Below are 15,234 nucleotides of genomic sequence, written 5' to 3'. Positions count from 1 at the left end.
CGGAGGAACTATGCGCGGCAAATTAATTGTTATTGAAGGCACTGACGGCAGCGGCAAGGCCACTCAGTCCGGGAAGCTGGCTGCCCGTCTTGCGGCAGAAGGCTTTACTGTGCGTAAGGTGGACTATCCCAATTACCAAAGCCAGTCGTCGGCTCTGGTCAAAATGTATTTGAATGGGGAATTCGGAGAGCGGCCTGAGGATGTCAATGCCTATGCGGCCTCGGCCTTTTACGCGGTTGACCGGATTGCGTCTTATAAAAAGGAATGGGAGGAGTTTTATCTAAACGGCGGGATCGTTATTGCCGACCGTTATACTACTTCCAATATGATTCATCAGGCAGCCAAAATCAAAGACAAGGCTGAGAAAGAACGTTATCTGGAATGGTTAGGGGATTTTGAATTTACCAAATGCGGTTTGCCGGTTCCTGATAAGGTTTTTTTTCTGGCAATGCCGCCGGCGGTCAGCCGGGAACTTATGCGCGGACGGGAAAATAAAGCAGGCAATGTCAAAGATATTCATGAACAAGACAGTGACTACTTGTCCTATTGTTTTGCCAATGCCTGTGACATTGCCGCAACCTTTGGCTGGCACAGGGTGGACTGTACCGATAGCGGCCAAATAAAAACTATTGAACAGATTCATGAGGAAATTTATCAGGAACTTCACAGGATGATCGGCAGGGCTTAATCAGGCCCTGCTTTTGTTTTTGGTGGATATTTGGCAAATATTTGATTATTTTATTGAAACCATATATAATTTAAGGGATAAGAAGAAGGTAATCTGCCGTATAGTTTCGGGGCAGGAGGATTAAATTAGATGAGTATGAAAGTAAATACCTTTGGTGTGAGCAACCAACCGGTGTTGAGCGACCGCGAGCAGAATGTCAAGTCGGAAAAAGCAGGCGGCTATTTTGCCTCCGACCTGCGAAAAACGCAGGAAAAGCAGTCAACCGAGCGTCTGCAAGCATTACTGGCCGATATTGATGAAAGCGGCAGCCGGTTATCACAGATGCCAACATATAGTGAACTTAAGTCATACCGGGAAAATGTGCGAAAGTTTATCGGTGAAGCCGTAGCCCGGATGTACAGTCTGGAATCCCGTACCGGCTGGGATCGTCATGGCCGCCAGAAGATGTTTACAACCATCAGGCAGATTGATGAAAAATTGGCGGAAATGGCAGAAGACGTACGCGCAGGCCAGGACCGGCAGTTATCAATCATGGCCAAGCATGACGCAGTGCGCGGTATGTTGGTTGACCTGTATACCTGATGGTTATGCATTGGGATGCAGTCATTGGCCACCAGGACGCTGTACAGGTACTCAAAGCCATGCTGGTCAGCGGTGCGATACCGCATGCCTTGCTATTTACCGGGCCGTCAGGTATCGGTAAGGGGTTGACCGCCCGCATAATGGCTGCCGGAATTTTATGCAATGCCGGCGGCACAAAACCGTGTGGGCACTGTTCCTCCTGTGTGCTGTACGGCAGAGAGGCGCATCCTGACTTTACCCTGGTTGCGCCTGAGGGGGCGACAATTAAGATTGACCAGATCCGGGCATTGCAGCATTTTGCGTCCCTGGCTCCGGCTGTCAGTCCGGGCAGGCTCTGTCTGATCGAGGATGCCGAGTTTATGACAGTTCAGGCCGCCAATAGTTTGCTCAAGCTGCTGGAGGAGCCGCCGGCCGGCTTTGTTTTTATCCTGGTGGCAGGCACGGCGAAACCGCTTTTGCCGACCATTCTGTCCCGTTGCCGCAACCTTAAGTTTTATCCATTGCCTGCAGCACTCCTTGAGCAAGCTCTGGTGCACCAGGGTTACAGCCTGGAGGCGGCTGCGGTAGCGGCCCGGCTGAGCGGCGGGCGGATGGGGAAAGCACTCACTCTGCTGGCTCCGGACGGCTTGGCACAGCGGGATATGGCGGCAGGCCTGTTTGCCAGCCTCGAAAGTCGTGATATGATGGCTGTCTGGGAGCAGACGGCCAAGCTTGACAGTCTGGAAACAAAGGCTATTATAACTGTACTGGAATATTTTCTATATCTGCTCCGGGATGTACTGCTGGTGGCCGGTGGGCATAACGCGCGGCTGCTGTATAATATTGACCTTAGACCTCAACTGGACGGCTGGGCAGCGGCTTGGCCTGAAGGGCGATGCGTAGCGGCTATGACCGTAGTTAAGAATACAATCCGTGCCATTGGGAGCAATGCGAATACCCGCCTGGCATTAGAAGAATTACTCATAAAATTAAAAGATTTACCGGAAAAAGGAGAAAATCATGTTGACAGTAGTTGGGGTCCGCTTTAAAAAGGCGGGTAAAATATACTATTTTGATCCGGGCGGTATTGACATTCATGCCGGCGAGCATGCCATTGTCGAAACCGCAAGAGGTCTTGAATTTGGTGATGTGGTTATCGGCGCGCGTGAAGTGGCAGACGATCAAATTGTTGCTCCGCTGAAACCGGTGCTGCGCAAGGCTACGCCTGAGGATCAGGAAAAGGTTAAGGATAACCGGAAAAAGGAAAAAGAAGCCTTTAAAATTTGTGAACAAAAAATTCAGGCCCATGGGTTGCCCATGAACCTGGTTGATGTAGAATACACTTTTGATGTAAATAAGATTATTTTCTATTTTACCGCTGAAGGGCGTATCGACTTTCGCGAGCTGGTAAAGGATTTGGCCAGTGTGTTCAGGACCCGGATTGAACTGCGGCAAATCGGCGTAAGAGATGAAGCCAAGTTAATGAATGGTATTGGCTGCTGCGGCCGCTCGTTGTGCTGCGCCACTTTTCTGGGAGATTTTGAGCCTGTGTCCATTCGCATGGCCAAAGACCAGAACTTATCGCTCAATCCCACCAAGATTTCCGGTATCTGCGGCCGGTTGATGTGCTGCCTGAAGTACGAGAATGACTGCTATACCGGCTGCTGCGTCAAAAAGGTTGTGCCGCCGACAGTCGGCAAAGAGGTGATTACTGTTGAGGGCGAAGGCAAGGTAATTACTATTAATCAACAAAAACGGACAGCAACGATTAGCCTGGCAGAAGGTAAAACCCTGATCATCCCCTGGGATGAGGTAGTGGAAAAAGAGTAATGGCCAGTGAGGTTGAACTGAAACCCGGTGAACGGGTGGATGAGCTTATTATTAATGATCTAAAATTGATTCAACATCCTGACCAGTTCTGTTTTTCCCTGGATGCTGTACTGCTGGCTCATTTTGCCAGCTTGCGCTCTGGCGGGACGGCGGTTGATCTGGGGGCAGGAACAGGGGTTATTGGTTTGCTGCTCTTGGCGCGAGGGGCGGCAGCCGTTACCGGCCTGGAACTAAATCCGGTTATGGCCGATATGGCGCAAAGGTCAGCCTGTCTCAATCAGCTTGAGGACAGGCTGTCTATTATCCAGGGGGACTTGCGCCGGATTAAGGACTTTTTTCCCGGTGGCGGCTGTGAACTGGTTGTTTCCAATCCTCCCTACCGTCCTGTAGGGGGCGGTTACATAAGTCCCAATGACCGGGTAGCCATGGCCCGTCATGAAGTGACGGCAAATCTGGCCGAGGTAGTTGCTGCCGCCAAATATCTTGTAAAGTACCGCGGACGGTTTGCCATGGTGCATCTGCCTGAGCGGCTGGCCGAGATTTCGCTGGCGATGTGCCAGGCCGGTATTGAGCCCAAACGCTTGCAGCTTGTATATCCGGCAATGGATAAAAAGCCCAATATGGTACTGATCGAGGGTGTGCGTGGCGCCAAGCCCGGGCTGGATGTATTGCCGCCGTTGATTGTATATGCTGCTGACGGGAACTATAGTGAAGATATTATGAAGCTCTATTTTAACAGGCAGGACAGGTGAATGCTGTGAATCAGCCAGGTACATTATACCTATGCCCGACACCGCTCGGCAATCTGGAAGATATGAGCTTCCGGGCCGTTCGGGTATTAAAAGAAGCCGCAGCCGTTGCCGCCGAAGATACCAGGCACACGATCAAGCTGCTCAACCATTTTGATATCCATGTGCCGCTCATTAGTTATCATGAACACAATAAGGCCGAACGCGGACCGGAGATTGTGAGGCGCCTGCTGCAGGGAGAAACCATTGCCCTGGTCAGCGATGCCGGTATGCCGGGTATCTCTGATCCCGGCGTTGATCTGGTGCGTTTGGCGATTGAGCAGAATATCCCGGTTGTACCGCTGCCCGGGCCCAACGCGGCGTTAACGGCTCTTATCGCCTCAGGGCTTGATACTACGTTGTTTACCTTTGTCGGCTTTTTGCCTAAGACCAATAAGCACCGGCGGGAACTGCTTGCTAAGCTGGCCAGGCATCCGTATACTTTGGTGTTTTATGAATCGCCGCACCGGCTGAAGGCCACACTAGAAGAAATTAAGTCCGCCTTAGGCGATCGCCAGGCGGTTGCCGCCAGAGAACTGACTAAGAAATTCGAAGAATTCGTCCGGGGTACTCTGGGGAGCATTAGCTTACATTTTAATGAACATCAGCCACGCGGGGAATTTACATTGATTGTGGCGGGGATTTCTGACGATGAGGTGGTGGCGGCAGAGGCGGATAGCTTTGCTGGTCTTGATGTGATACAAGCCGTACAGATGCTAATTGAACGGGGGATAAATAAAAAAGACGCCATCCGTGAGGTGGCGTCGCAAAAAGGCTTACCGAAACGTCAGGTATACCAGGCTGTTCTGGACAGTGATGTATTATAGGAGACTGTTATACAGCCCGCTGGCCCATGGCATCCAGGCAGTCTTTGCAGACATTTTTGTTTTTGAAATTGGTTACATCGGCAGCGTTGCCGCAGAATACGCACGCCGGTTCATATTTCCGGAGAATGATACGGTCGCTGTCAACATAAATTTCGAGAGCGTCTTTTTCTTCGATATCAAGAGTGCGGCGCAATTCGATAGGAATAACCACCCTACCCAGCTCGTCCACTTTACGTACAATACCAGTTGATTTCATTTTGCATTTTCTCCCTTCAAATTACAATATTTTGTCTTTAAAACAATCGCTACTCAATTGGAAACCGTCAACAAGATTCGACAAAACCCGCTTAACTAAATAATACCAAATATTACAAAGCATGTCAACCCAAATTTTTACAAATGATAAAATTTTTGAAAAAATATCACACTAACTTTGTATATAATTGTTATCCCTGTCATATAATACTACTTTATGTCGAAAAATACAACTATTGACAATTATATTCTTACTATCTATAATTGGTAAAATACAACAAACGCGTTGTCTGAAGGAGGACATTATGTCGAAAAAACCCTTTTATATTACCACTCCCATATATTACCCCAGTGACCGGCTGCATATTGGCCATGCTTACTGTACGACGGTTGCTGATGCCATCGCCCGGTACAAAAGGTTGGCAGGTTTCGACGTATTTTTTCTGACAGGTTCGGACGAACATGGCCAGAAGATTCAGCGGAAGGCTGAGGAAAATAATACTACACCCCAGGCTTATGTCGACAATATTGTAGCTTCTTTCCAGCATTTGTGGGAGAAATTAAACATTTCTCATGACGATTTTATTCGCACCACCGAGCGTCGTCATCACGAGTTGGTACAGGCTGTTTTTCAAAAGATTTATGACCAGGGCGATATTTATAAAGCCGAATATGAAGGCTGGTATTGCACGCCTTGTGAGACTTTCTGGATGGAACGCCAGCTCAGTGACGGCAAATGCCCCGACTGTGGCCGTGCTGTCGAAATTGTAAAAGAGGAAAGTTATTTTTTCCGGATGGCGAAATATCAGGAACGTCTGCTGCAATATATTGAAGAAAACCCGGAGTTTATTCAGCCGACCTCCCGCCGCAATGAGATGATTAACTTCATCAAAGGCGGTTTGGAAGACTTGTGTGTTTCCCGGACAACCTTTGACTGGGGCATTCCTGTTCCCTTTGATACCAAGCATGTCGTCTATGTGTGGTTTGACGCACTGACCAATTACATAACTGCCGCCGGTTATCTCAATGACCGGGAAAAGTTCGATAAATACTGGCCTGCCGATATCCATCTGGTAGGAAAGGAAATTGTCCGGTTCCACAGCATCATCTGGCCGATTATTCTCATGGCCATGGGTGCTCCCCTGCCGAAAATGGTGTATGGCCATGGCTGGCTGGTGGTAGAAGGGGATAAAATGTCGAAGTCCAAGGGCAATGTAATTGATCCGCTTGCTTTGATTGATGAATTTGGCGCCGATACCATCCGTTATTTCCTTTTGCGTGAAATTACACTGGGGCTTGACGGCAATTTCTCGCGCGATGCGCTGATCAACCGGATTAACGCGGATTTAGCCAATGATTTGGGCAATCTCCTGCACCGCAGTCTGAGCATGATCGGCCGCTTTAACGGCGGTATCATGGAAGCGCCGGGAGAAGAGGCGGCTATTGACCAGGAGCTTATTGCGCTGGCCCGGGCTACTGCCGCTCAGTATGAAAAACATATGGAACAACAGGATATTAATGCCGCACTGAAGGAAGTGTGGGCGCTCATTGGGCGTACCAATAAATATATTGATGAAACCGGGCCGTGGGCTTTGGCCAAAGATCCGGCCAAAAAAGGCCGGCTGAATACCGTGCTGTACAATCTGGCAGAGGTGCTGAGAATTGTTGCTATTTTAATTTCGCCGTTTATGCCGCTTACTGCTCCGAAAATTTGGCGGCAGCTTGGCCTAACCAGCGATTTTGCCGGCGTAACCTTAGGAGATGCTAAAAGCTGGGGACGTTTGCCGCTGGGCACCGTTGTTGCCAAGCCTGAGCCGATCTTTCCGCGGATTGAAGAGCAGCCGGCAGTTCAGGCTGCGGGCCAGCCGGCCGAAACGGCAGCTGTGCCTGCGCCGCAAGCGGCAGCCGAGCCGGGTACGCCGGAGATTACCATTGATGAATTTGCTAAAGTGGATTTAAGAGTAGCCAAAGTATTGGCTGCCGAGAAGGTGAAGAAGGCCGATAAGCTGCTGCTGCTGACAGTGGATCTGGGAACCGAGCAGCGTACTATTATCTCCGGTATTGCCAAGCATTATGAACCCGAGCAGCTGGTGGGGCAAAATGTTGTTATGGTAGTTAACCTAAAACCTGCCAAAATCCGGGGGATAGAATCCCGCGGCATGGTGCTCGCGGCATCCTGTGACGAGAAGCTGCAACTGGTTACCGCCGACATGCCGCCAGGCAGCAAGGTGAAGTAAGATGTTGTTTGACTCACATGCCCATCTTGATGATAAACGGTTTGACGATGACCGTGAGCAAGTGATTCAGCGGGCGGCGGCAGCCGGACTTGTCGGTATCCTGAACGCCGGTGCCTGTATGGAGTCTTCGGCCCGCTCAGTCGCCCTTGCCGGGAAACATGAACTGGTTTATGCCGCTGTCGGCATCCACCCCCATGATGCCAAAGAGGCTAAAGCCGGTGACTATGAACAACTGGCCGACTGGTGCCTTGCACCTAAAGTAGTGGCCATTGGTGAGATTGGCCTTGACTATTATTATGACTTATCGCCGCGCGAGGTTCAGCAGCAGGTTTTCCGCCGCCAGATTGATGTGGCCCGCCAGCTTAAAAAGCCTATCATCATTCATGACCGGGATGCGCATGGCGATGTGCTGGCAATGATTAAAAAAGAGGCCAAAGGAATGAGTGGCGTACTGCACTGCTTTTCCGGCAGCCTGGAAATGGCGACAGAAGTGATCAAGCTGGGTTTTTATGTTTCCTTTGCCGGGCCGGTAACCTATGCCAAAGACGGCAAACTCAAAGAAGTCGCAGCCAGGATTCCGCTGGAACGGCTGCTGGTGGAAACCGACTGCCCTTATCTGACGCCCCAGCCGTACCGCGGCCGCCGCAATGAGCCGGCACATGTCCGCTTTACGGCGGCAGAGGTGGCGCAGGTCCGGGGGATGGAACCGGCAGCATTGGCAGCGGCGGCGACAGCCAACACCAAGCGCTTGTTTGGGATTGATGCATAACATGGTGAAATAAAAAAATAATACGAGCAGGAATAAATTGGAAATACGGCGAATATTTTACAATAAATAATATTTGCCGTATTTTATTTAGTTCTGTATAAAATTTACAATAAATGGTAATACTCCCAATAATGAATAGATAATTATGGTTAGCGCAAAGAAGAATTTGACTAAATAACCATGTTGTGGTATAATTATTGAGCTCATTGAAAGGGGGGTATTCATGCGTGATGAAAAGGCCGTACTGGCAAAGTACGGACAGAAAAAAGTAGCATTGATTGTCGCATTGCTACTGGCATCATTGCTGGCAACCGGATTTGTTTGGGCACAAAAAAAAGTCCAGATTCTTGCAGATGGTCAATTTTATACTGTAAAAACTATGTACAAAAATCCGCATAAAATTCTACAGAAAGCTGGAATTGCGCTTGGTCCTGAGGACGAAATCCGTCTCTCAACCACCGGCGTAGAAACAGGAACTGTAATTGAGGTCTTTCGTGCAGTACCGGTAACCGTTAACTTTCAGGGAAAAACCTTTACTTTACTTACCGGTAAGCCCACTGTGCGTGAGGTTGCCAGCCAGGTGGGAGTACCTGAGGACAAAATCAAGTTAACCCCCGGGGAGGATGCCAGGCCGGTTGCCGGCATGAACATCCGGGCGGTTGTCCTAACTGAGAAAATCGAAGAACAGGATGTTCCTGACCTGTATCAGGTTGTCCGTCAGCCTGACCCCACACTGGAAAAGGGTGTGGAGGAAATTGCACAGCCTGGTGAGAATGGCATCAAGAAAGCCACTGTACGCGTCAGGTTTGAAGATGGCGCCAAGGTTTCCGCCGATGTGCTGTCAGAGATTGTGGCTGTAAGTTCAAAACCGCAAATTATCCGGGTAGGTACTCGCGATACGGTAGACACTTCCCGCGGCACTATGCATTTCCGGAATGTCCGCCATATGGAAGCCACCGCCTATCTGCCGACCGACGGTTCGCCCCAGGGGTTGACCGCCACCGGGATTGCTGCCCGGCGCGGCATTGTTGCTGTTGACCCGGATGTTATTCCGCTGGGGACCCGCGTATATGTTCCCGGCTATGGCATGGGACTGGCGGCCGATGTCGGCGGTGCCATCGTGGGTGACAAAATCGACTTATGTATGGAAAGTTCCAGTGAGGCCTGGCAGTTTGGCCGCCGGGTAGTCAAAGTCTATATTTTAGCTGAGTAACAAAACAGGGCCTTGCGCCCTGTTTTGCTGTAAGTATAGAAAGAGAACAAGGCAAAGGGGACAGGGGGTTAGTTTTTATTAACCCTTTGTTTTCGTTGTGTCCTTTGCGGCTAAAAAAATCCCTGTAATTCTGCCTGCAGGGCGGGGTGGGGCTGTCTGGTACCGAGAGATTGCTTTACGTTTGTTCAGAGTGACGGGGATGCAGGCAGGAGTGGGGCTATGGTGCAGCGAATTCTTAGAAGACCAAAATCCAATGGACGAAGGGAATGAGGCGCTTGCCTGGCGTAAACCGTAAATTTCTGCAAGATATCTGGAATTTGACCCGGGACTACTGGCATTCGGAGGAAAAGTGGCAGGCGCGGGGGCTGCTTGCCGTAATTGTGACCCTTAACCTGGCCTTTGTTTATATTTTAGTGCTGATTAATAAGTGGTTTAACCGGTTTTACAGCGCACTGCAGAATTATGATAAAACAGAAGTTTTTAGTGCTATGGGCGAGTTTTGCCTGTTGGCTGCATTTTACATTATTGTAGCCGTCTATAAGCTTTATCTTAGGCAGATGCTTGAGATCAAATGGCGGCGCTGGCTGACGCAGAAATACCTTACTGCCTGGCTTAAAGACCAGATGTATTACCGGCTGCAACTGACTGACAATTACACCGACAATCCGGACCAGCGTATTAGTGAAGACTTAAGGCTTTTTACTAGTTATACCCTGCAGTTATCGGTGGGTCTGCTCAATGCGGTTGCAACCCTGGCAGCCTTTATCGCTATTCTTTGGCAACTGTCCGGTACAATGGTCATTCCGATTGGCAATCATCCAATTACTGTTTATGGCTATATGGTGTGGGTGGCTCTTGTATATGCGGTAATAGGTACTTGGCTGTCCCATAAAATCGGCAAGCCGCTGATCGGGCTTAATTTTGATCAGCAGCGCTATGAGGCTGACTTCCGCTTTAGTTTGGTACGGCTGAGGGAAAATAGTGAAAGCATTGCCTTCTATGGCGGTGAAAGGCGTGAAGAACAGGGATTTATTGCAAGATTTAGCAAGGTGTTTAGTAATTACTGGCAGATTATGCAGCGACAGAAGAGTTTAACCTGGTTTGCCTCCGGTTATGGACAAATTGCCATTATCTTTCCCCTGGTGGCGGCTTTGCCACGTTACTTTGCCAAAGAAATTTCGCTTGGCGGTTTACTGCAGACCGCGCAGGCTTTTGACAAAGTGCATGATTCTTTATCCTTTTTAGTTACAAGTTATGCCACTATGGCCGAGTGGAAGGCCGTGGTTGACCGGCTTACCGGTTTTGTTGGCAATATGCGTGAAGTGAGTGGTTTGTCTCATGGCAACGATTTTATCCGGATAGGATCTGCACCGGGACTGGATGTGAGTGAGCTGCAGATTGACCTGCCTGATGGGCGGCGAATTCTGTCCGGACTCAAGCTGTCACTGTCAGCCGGGGATTCGTTATTGGTAGCCGGCCCTTCCGGCAGCGGTAAAAGCACGCTGCTCAGGACATTATCCGGCTTATGGCCCTATGCAAAGGGGAATATCACTTTGCCGGCAACAAAAGATTTTCTGTTTTTACCGCAAAAATCCTACCTGCCGCTTGGTACACTGCGGGAAGTATTACTTTACCCTGGGCCTAAAGAGCCGGTTACTGATGAAAATATTTGTGCTGCCATGTCACTGTGTAAGCTGGACTTTTTGAAAGAGCAGCTGGACAGGGTGGAAGACTGGTCGCATGTATTGTCCTTGGGTGAACAGCAGCGGATTGCCTTTGTGCGGGCACTGATTCATAAGCCGAAGTGGCTGTTTATGGATGAGGCGACCTCGGCTCTTGACGAGCCCACCGAACGGGCATTATATACTCTGCTTAAGGAACGCTTGCAGGGTACGGCGATGATCAGTGTCGGCCACCGGGGAACGCTTAACAGCTACCATAAAAAGAAATTAACTCTCGATGGTGCCGGACACTGGAGTGTGCTCAATTTATAACGGCCTATGTATTCCTCGTTACAGAAGCTGGCAGGCGCAGGCGGGTGGTGCATTGACAACGCTCCACCACTGGCGTTTGATTTACGCTTCACGTTATAATATTTTGATTATAAATGCTGGCAGGGGTATGCGGGCAAAACTTTGGCAGGTTGTTTATAGATAAAAAGACGCAAACTGTGGTAATATATTCATATTGTTATTTACAGGAAAAATGGAGTGCGAGATGATTAAAGAAGTAATTGTGGTGGAAGGTAAACAGGATATTGCCGCTGTTAAGCGGGCTGTTGATGCTGAATGCATTGCTACCGAGGGCTTTAACCTGTTGCCACGCACTATTAGCCGGATTGATGATGCTTATAAAAAGCGGGGAATTATCATTTTGACTGATCCGGACAGTGCCGGCGAACGGATTCGAAAATATCTGGCCGAACGGTTTCCCGAAGCCAGGCATGCTTTTGTGCCACGGGAGCAGGCTGATGCCAACAATGATATTGGTATTGAACAGGCATCGCCGGCAGCTATCCGGGATGCGCTGGGCAAGGTACGGCTGCATGAATGGCAGCCCTCAAATGAATTTAGCTGGCAGGATATTATGACTGCCGGCTTAAGCGGGGTGCCTGATGCTGCCGTTCGCCGGGCGGTTGCGGGGGAAAAGCTGGGCATCGGGTATGCCAATGCCAAAGGCTTTTTATACCGCTTAAATCACTATGGCGTTACCCGCAGCGAATTTAATGAAGCACTGAACTCCTTGGCTGCAAAGACTTGGCAAGACAGTGCTGTGGAGGAACCTAACTATGGCAATTAAGCCGCGTATTGCCCAAAAAGAAGTAACCTTACATATCGTGAAGACTTTTGGCATTCATATGTCTAAAAAACTCGGACAGAATTTCCTCATTGACGGGAATGTTGTTGACGGCATTGTAGCGGCCGCCCAGGTTAAAGCCGGTGATACCGTGCTGGAAGTTGGTCCGGGAATTGGCACCCTAACCCAGGGGTTAGCCGAAGCAGGAGCCGAGGTAACCGCGGTGGAACTGGACCGGCGTTTGCTGGATGTGCTTGCCAAGACCCTGGAGGGGTATGATAATGTCAAAGTCATCCATGGTGATATTTTAAAAATTGACATTTCCCGGGAAATAAACAAAGAAAAGTACAAGCTTGTCGCCAATCTGCCATATTATATTACGACCCCTATTATTATGAAATTTTTGGAGGAACGGTTACCTGTCGAATTGCTGGTAACCATGGTGCAAAAAGAAGTGGCGCAGCGCATGGTGGCCAAGCCTGGTGGTAAGGACTACGGAGCGTTGTCGGTTGCTGTTCAGTACTATACCGAACCGGAAATTATGTTTATTGTGCCGCCAAAAGCCTTTATTCCGGCTCCGGCAGTGGAATCAGCCGTTATCCGGTGCACTGTGCGCACCGTGCCGCCGGTGCAGGTTGCCAGTGAGAAGATGTTTTTCCGGGTAGTTAAGGCTGCCTTTGCCCAGCGCCGGAAAACGCTGGCCAACGGGCTGAAGGCTAACGGGCTGGATAAAGCAGCGGTGGAAAAGGTGCTTGCTCAGGCTGGTATTGACGGTACGCGGCGCGGGGAGCAGCTGTCGCTTGACGAATTTGCAGCTATCGCCAATGCCTGGACAGGCCTGTTGGAGGCTCAGGCAATATAGGTGCTCTGAGGCGGGGGCGGTCGTTATACCAGTACCTTGCGTCACCTAACTATTTGGATTAGATAGCGCCAGCGGCGCAGTGTTGTATGACGGCTGTATCCGCCGGGCCTTGCGGCGTGTGAAACTATATATTCTGTCGGTTATAGAGAAAGCCCTGCTCATTTTGAGCAGGGCTTTTCGTTCAAAAACAGGTCCAGCAAATCAAAACGCCGGTCAACATGATAACCCAAGTAGGTTTTGGTTTGCCATTGGCGGTTGCGGTTTTGGTCATGGAATGCAGCAATGGCTTCAAGGCAGTCGCCGACAATGGTATCAATGATTTTGTTGGTATGAATTTGATTTTTCACCGATGAACCCAGACGGTAGTGGGGAATGGTGGTAGCCACATCTATTTTCAGTTTATGCGTGCGGGCAAGAGCCATAGTAACTGGAGGAATAGCCAGCTCGCGCAACGGAATGGTTTCCAGCAGGCGGCGGGATACCGCATGCGGACCATGGGCCGGGCTGGCCAGGTTGATTTTTTTATCAAGCCCTAATTCTTTATTAAGATTAAGCCGCCACTGAAAAGTCGGGTTATGTCGCTCAATATGACGCGGCGGGGAAGGATAACAATTAGTGAGTGCCATGTCTAAGTGTTTAAGCAATACACCGTCGATCAGCTCCATCAAATTCTCGTTAAAAGTGCCTACCATGTCGCCGTCAACAAAAGCGACGACGTCGCTGCCCAGTGACAAAGCCACTTTAGCGCCAATGGCGCGGGGAGTGTCAATTCCCAGACATTCATGAAAATAGATAATTTGCAGTTTGGGGAGACGCATGGCTAAGGCCTCGCGCATTGTGCTGTCCTTGGAACCGTTAGCCACTAGAATGATATGATCAATCGGCAATGTTCCCAAATTTTGCAATACAGTAGTAATGCGCCCCCCCTCATTTTTGGCCGGAACGACCACGCAAATCACATCCATCACCTCGGAGTAAGAATGCGTGTAAGCTGGTATGAAGATAAAGAAAGATTTAGTCGTGCCAAAACTCCTGCGGAATTTGGAGTCTTAGTATGACTGGTCTGCAGAGAAAGCGGCCTCATGGGGCTCACTATAGTATATAGTGGGGATAAGGCGTTTGCCACCCGCCTCAGCCGGTATTTTTGTGGCACTTTAGCTAAGCCATACATAAGATGGAATAGGTAAGTAGCCCGCAAGTCTAAAGCCATAGGATGAATTGCGCGAGATTTTTCGTCCAGCAAGGCGGAGGAGCCGCGCATATCGGACATATGTAAGGCGACGATAAAGTAAACACGGTTTGTGCCGAGCGATAGCGACAGCAGAAACCGATGTTGCCCTTATGCCCGCGCGGGCCAACGAAGCTGGGCGGGAAATATCGCAGCAAGAACACTGTGGATTTGGGCTTGGCGGGCTACCAGCTAAGGGAGGGAATGTGAGTGGACATTCAAGTAGGCGACCTAGTTGTCAGGAAGTCTCATGGCGGCGACATTGTCTTCAAGGTCGCAGATATGTTTGTTGACGATGCTGCGCAAACTCACTGTGTTCTAAAAGGCCTGCACCTCAGGTTAATGGCTGACTCGCCGATAGATGACTTGCAGCGCATTGAAGCTGAGCATTTGCGTAATGAAATTGTTCGTATGGAAAGTATGCATAATGATACATTGCGGCGGGTTATGGTACGCCGCAGCCGGGAACGGGAACAGGCTGATCTACGGCGTTCGGAGGCTACCAAAAAGTTTAGTTTTTTTGATTTACCCGGACGAGTTCTGCATCTTGACGGTGATGAAGAGTATCTCAAGATGTGTTTAAAAACATACAGCCAGCTTAACATCCAGGCTGTGGGACACTGGGTGGAGGAAACCAAACAGGCGGATACCGTCATTGATTTGTTAGCGGAAGTCCGGCCTGATATTCTTGTACTTACCGGACATGATGCCTTAGCCGGGAATGGTAAAAAAGATATAAGCGATATTAATAATTACCGAAATTCCAAGCATTTTGTCGCAGCAGTAAAAAAGGCCCGGATATTTGAACCCTCCCGCGATGATTTAGTGATATTTGCCGGGGCTTGCCAGTCGCATTTTGAGGCTATTTTATCCTCCGGTGCAAATTTTGCCAGCTCGCCTAATCGGATTTTCATTCATGCTTATGATCCGGTATTCATTGCCGAAAAGGTAGCCTTTACTCCGATTAATAAAACCGTCGACGTGAGTGATGCCATTACGGCTTCGGTGACCGGCGTGGATGGCGTGGGCGGTCTTGAGACCAGAGGTAAATTCCGGCTGGGTATGCCTAAGACTCCTATAAAATAAAGAAAACGCCCTATGGCTGGTATTATCCCCTTTAGGTAGACAAAGTAAAAAAAGCCCCATTTGATATAATGGGACTAGACCTTGTCACCTGGAG

15 protein-coding genes are annotated in these 15,234 nt (G+C 49.5%); 13 read left to right on the top strand and 2 right to left on the bottom strand.

The genetic code is table 11. The features are described from left to right. The first annotated feature begins 10 nt into the window (after positions 1–10). The 6 genes from GT1_RS14965 (at position 11) to rsmI (ending at position 4,694) form a co-directional block, all read left to right on the top strand. Positions 11–688, top strand: coding sequence for a thymidylate kinase (locus GT1_RS14965; RefSeq protein ID WP_188399415.1), 678 nt, complete (start codon positions 11–13; stop codon positions 686–688). Positions 689–823: 135 nt separating this feature from the next. Beyond that, a complete protein-coding gene (locus GT1_RS14960; protein WP_083945491.1) occupies positions 824–1,270 on the top strand; it encodes a YaaR family protein in 447 nt (148 codons plus the stop codon). 5 nt (positions 1,271–1,275) lie between these two features. Continuing rightward, on the top strand, positions 1,276–2,298 hold the full coding sequence (gene holB, locus GT1_RS14955; RefSeq protein WP_188399414.1) for a DNA polymerase III subunit delta': 1,023 nt from the start codon (positions 1,276–1,278) through the stop codon (positions 2,296–2,298). Continuing rightward, positions 2,270–3,079 (top strand): stage 0 sporulation family protein, encoded by an 810-nt coding sequence (locus GT1_RS14950; protein ID WP_075752318.1) that lies wholly within the window; start codon positions 2,270–2,272, stop codon positions 3,077–3,079. The genes holB and GT1_RS14950 overlap by 29 nt, the downstream gene beginning before the upstream one ends. Beyond that, positions 3,079–3,831 carry a tRNA1(Val) (adenine(37)-N6)-methyltransferase gene (locus tag GT1_RS14945; protein ID WP_075752320.1) on the top strand — a complete coding sequence of 251 codons (753 nt, stop codon included), beginning with the start codon at positions 3,079–3,081 and terminating at the stop codon, positions 3,829–3,831. Before GT1_RS14950 ends, GT1_RS14945 begins: the two co-directional genes overlap by 1 nt. Positions 3,832–3,893: 62 nt before the next feature. Further along, complete coding sequence (gene rsmI / locus GT1_RS14940) at positions 3,894–4,694, top strand: 16S rRNA (cytidine(1402)-2'-O)-methyltransferase (RefSeq protein WP_083945492.1); 801 nt, start codon at positions 3,894–3,896, stop codon at positions 4,692–4,694. Positions 4,695–4,701: 7 nt separating this feature from the next. Here the strand turns inward: rsmI and GT1_RS14935 are convergent, their stop codons facing one another. Next, the gene (locus GT1_RS14935) at positions 4,702–4,950 is read right to left on the bottom strand and encodes an AbrB/MazE/SpoVT family DNA-binding domain-containing protein (RefSeq protein WP_075752324.1); all 249 of its coding nucleotides are present in this window, start codon (positions 4,948–4,950) and stop codon (positions 4,702–4,704) included. Between the two features lie 304 nt (positions 4,951–5,254). Between GT1_RS14935 and metG the strand changes: the two genes are divergently transcribed. The 6 genes from metG to rsmA all read left to right on the top strand — a co-directional run bounded on the left by metG (position 5,255) and on the right by rsmA (position 12,826). Beyond that, complete coding sequence (gene metG / locus GT1_RS14930) at positions 5,255–7,186, top strand: methionine--tRNA ligase (protein WP_188399413.1); 1,932 nt, start codon at positions 5,255–5,257, stop codon at positions 7,184–7,186. A gap of 1 nt (position 7,187) precedes the next feature. Then, positions 7,188–7,955 (top strand): TatD family hydrolase, encoded by a 768-nt coding sequence (locus GT1_RS14925; protein ID WP_075752328.1) that lies wholly within the window; start codon positions 7,188–7,190, stop codon positions 7,953–7,955. Between the two features lie 223 nt (positions 7,956–8,178). Next, on the top strand, positions 8,179–9,168 hold the full coding sequence (locus GT1_RS14920; RefSeq protein WP_188399412.1) for a 3D domain-containing protein: 990 nt from the start codon (positions 8,179–8,181) through the stop codon (positions 9,166–9,168). Positions 9,169–9,434: 266 nt separating this feature from the next. Further along, positions 9,435–11,162, top strand: a complete 1,728-nt coding sequence (locus GT1_RS14915) for an ABC transporter ATP-binding protein/permease (RefSeq protein WP_188399411.1) — start codon at positions 9,435–9,437, stop codon at positions 11,160–11,162. A 223-nt stretch (positions 11,163–11,385) separates the two neighbouring features. Next, complete coding sequence (gene rnmV / locus GT1_RS14910; protein WP_188399410.1) at positions 11,386–11,967, top strand: ribonuclease M5; 582 nt, start codon at positions 11,386–11,388, stop codon at positions 11,965–11,967. Then, the gene (gene rsmA / locus GT1_RS14905; protein WP_075752336.1) at positions 11,957–12,826 is read left to right on the top strand and encodes a 16S rRNA (adenine(1518)-N(6)/adenine(1519)-N(6))-dimethyltransferase RsmA; all 870 of its coding nucleotides are present in this window, start codon (positions 11,957–11,959) and stop codon (positions 12,824–12,826) included. The genes rnmV and rsmA overlap by 11 nt, the downstream gene beginning before the upstream one ends. A gap of 158 nt (positions 12,827–12,984) precedes the next feature. Here the strand turns inward: rsmA and GT1_RS14900 are convergent, their stop codons facing one another. Then, a complete protein-coding gene (locus GT1_RS14900) occupies positions 12,985–13,785 on the bottom strand; it encodes a glycosyltransferase (protein WP_075752338.1) in 801 nt (266 codons plus the stop codon). A gap of 479 nt (positions 13,786–14,264) precedes the next feature. Here GT1_RS14900 and yabG point away from each other — a divergent pair, with 479 nt between their 5' ends. After that, positions 14,265–15,140, top strand: a complete 876-nt coding sequence (gene yabG, locus GT1_RS14895; protein ID WP_188399409.1) for a sporulation peptidase YabG — start codon at positions 14,265–14,267, stop codon at positions 15,138–15,140. Positions 15,141–15,234 lie beyond the last annotated feature (94 nt).

It is taken from the genome of Sporomusa sp. GT1 (assembly GCF_014634905.1).
In the GTDB taxonomy this organism is placed as follows: Bacteria; Bacillota; Negativicutes; order Sporomusales; family Sporomusaceae; genus Sporomusa; species Sporomusa sphaeroides.
The sequence above is the reverse complement of the archived record's forward strand: the minus strand, read 5'-3'. Positions and strand labels throughout refer to the sequence as shown.

Bases quoted from the DNA above. Each gene is read 5' to 3' on its own strand.
- GT1_RS14965 (WP_188399415.1), top strand. From the start codon at position 11: ATGCGCGGCAAATTAATTGTTATTGAAGGCACTGACGGCAGCGGCAAG.
- GT1_RS14960 (WP_083945491.1), top strand. From the start codon at position 824: ATGAAAGTAAATACCTTTGGTGTGAGCAACCAACCGGTGTTGAGCGAC.
- holB (WP_188399414.1), top strand. From the start codon at position 1,276: ATGCATTGGGATGCAGTCATTGGCCACCAGGACGCTGTACAGGTACTC.
- GT1_RS14950 (WP_075752318.1), top strand. From the start codon at position 2,270: ATGTTGACAGTAGTTGGGGTCCGCTTTAAAAAGGCGGGTAAAATATAC.
- GT1_RS14945 (WP_075752320.1), top strand. From the start codon at position 3,079: ATGGCCAGTGAGGTTGAACTGAAACCCGGTGAACGGGTGGATGAGCTT.
- rsmI (WP_083945492.1), top strand. From the start codon at position 3,894: ATGAGCTTCCGGGCCGTTCGGGTATTAAAAGAAGCCGCAGCCGTTGCC.
- GT1_RS14935 (WP_075752324.1), bottom strand. From the start codon at position 4,950: ATGAAATCAACTGGTATTGTACGTAAAGTGGACGAGCTGGGTAGGGTG.
- metG (WP_188399413.1), top strand. From the start codon at position 5,255: ATGTCGAAAAAACCCTTTTATATTACCACTCCCATATATTACCCCAGT.
- GT1_RS14925 (WP_075752328.1), top strand. From the start codon at position 7,188: ATGTTGTTTGACTCACATGCCCATCTTGATGATAAACGGTTTGACGAT.
- GT1_RS14920 (WP_188399412.1), top strand. From the start codon at position 8,179: ATGCGTGATGAAAAGGCCGTACTGGCAAAGTACGGACAGAAAAAAGTA.
- GT1_RS14915 (WP_188399411.1), top strand. From the start codon at position 9,435: ATGAGGCGCTTGCCTGGCGTAAACCGTAAATTTCTGCAAGATATCTGG.
- rnmV (WP_188399410.1), top strand. From the start codon at position 11,386: ATGATTAAAGAAGTAATTGTGGTGGAAGGTAAACAGGATATTGCCGCT.
- rsmA (WP_075752336.1), top strand. From the start codon at position 11,957: ATGGCAATTAAGCCGCGTATTGCCCAAAAAGAAGTAACCTTACATATC.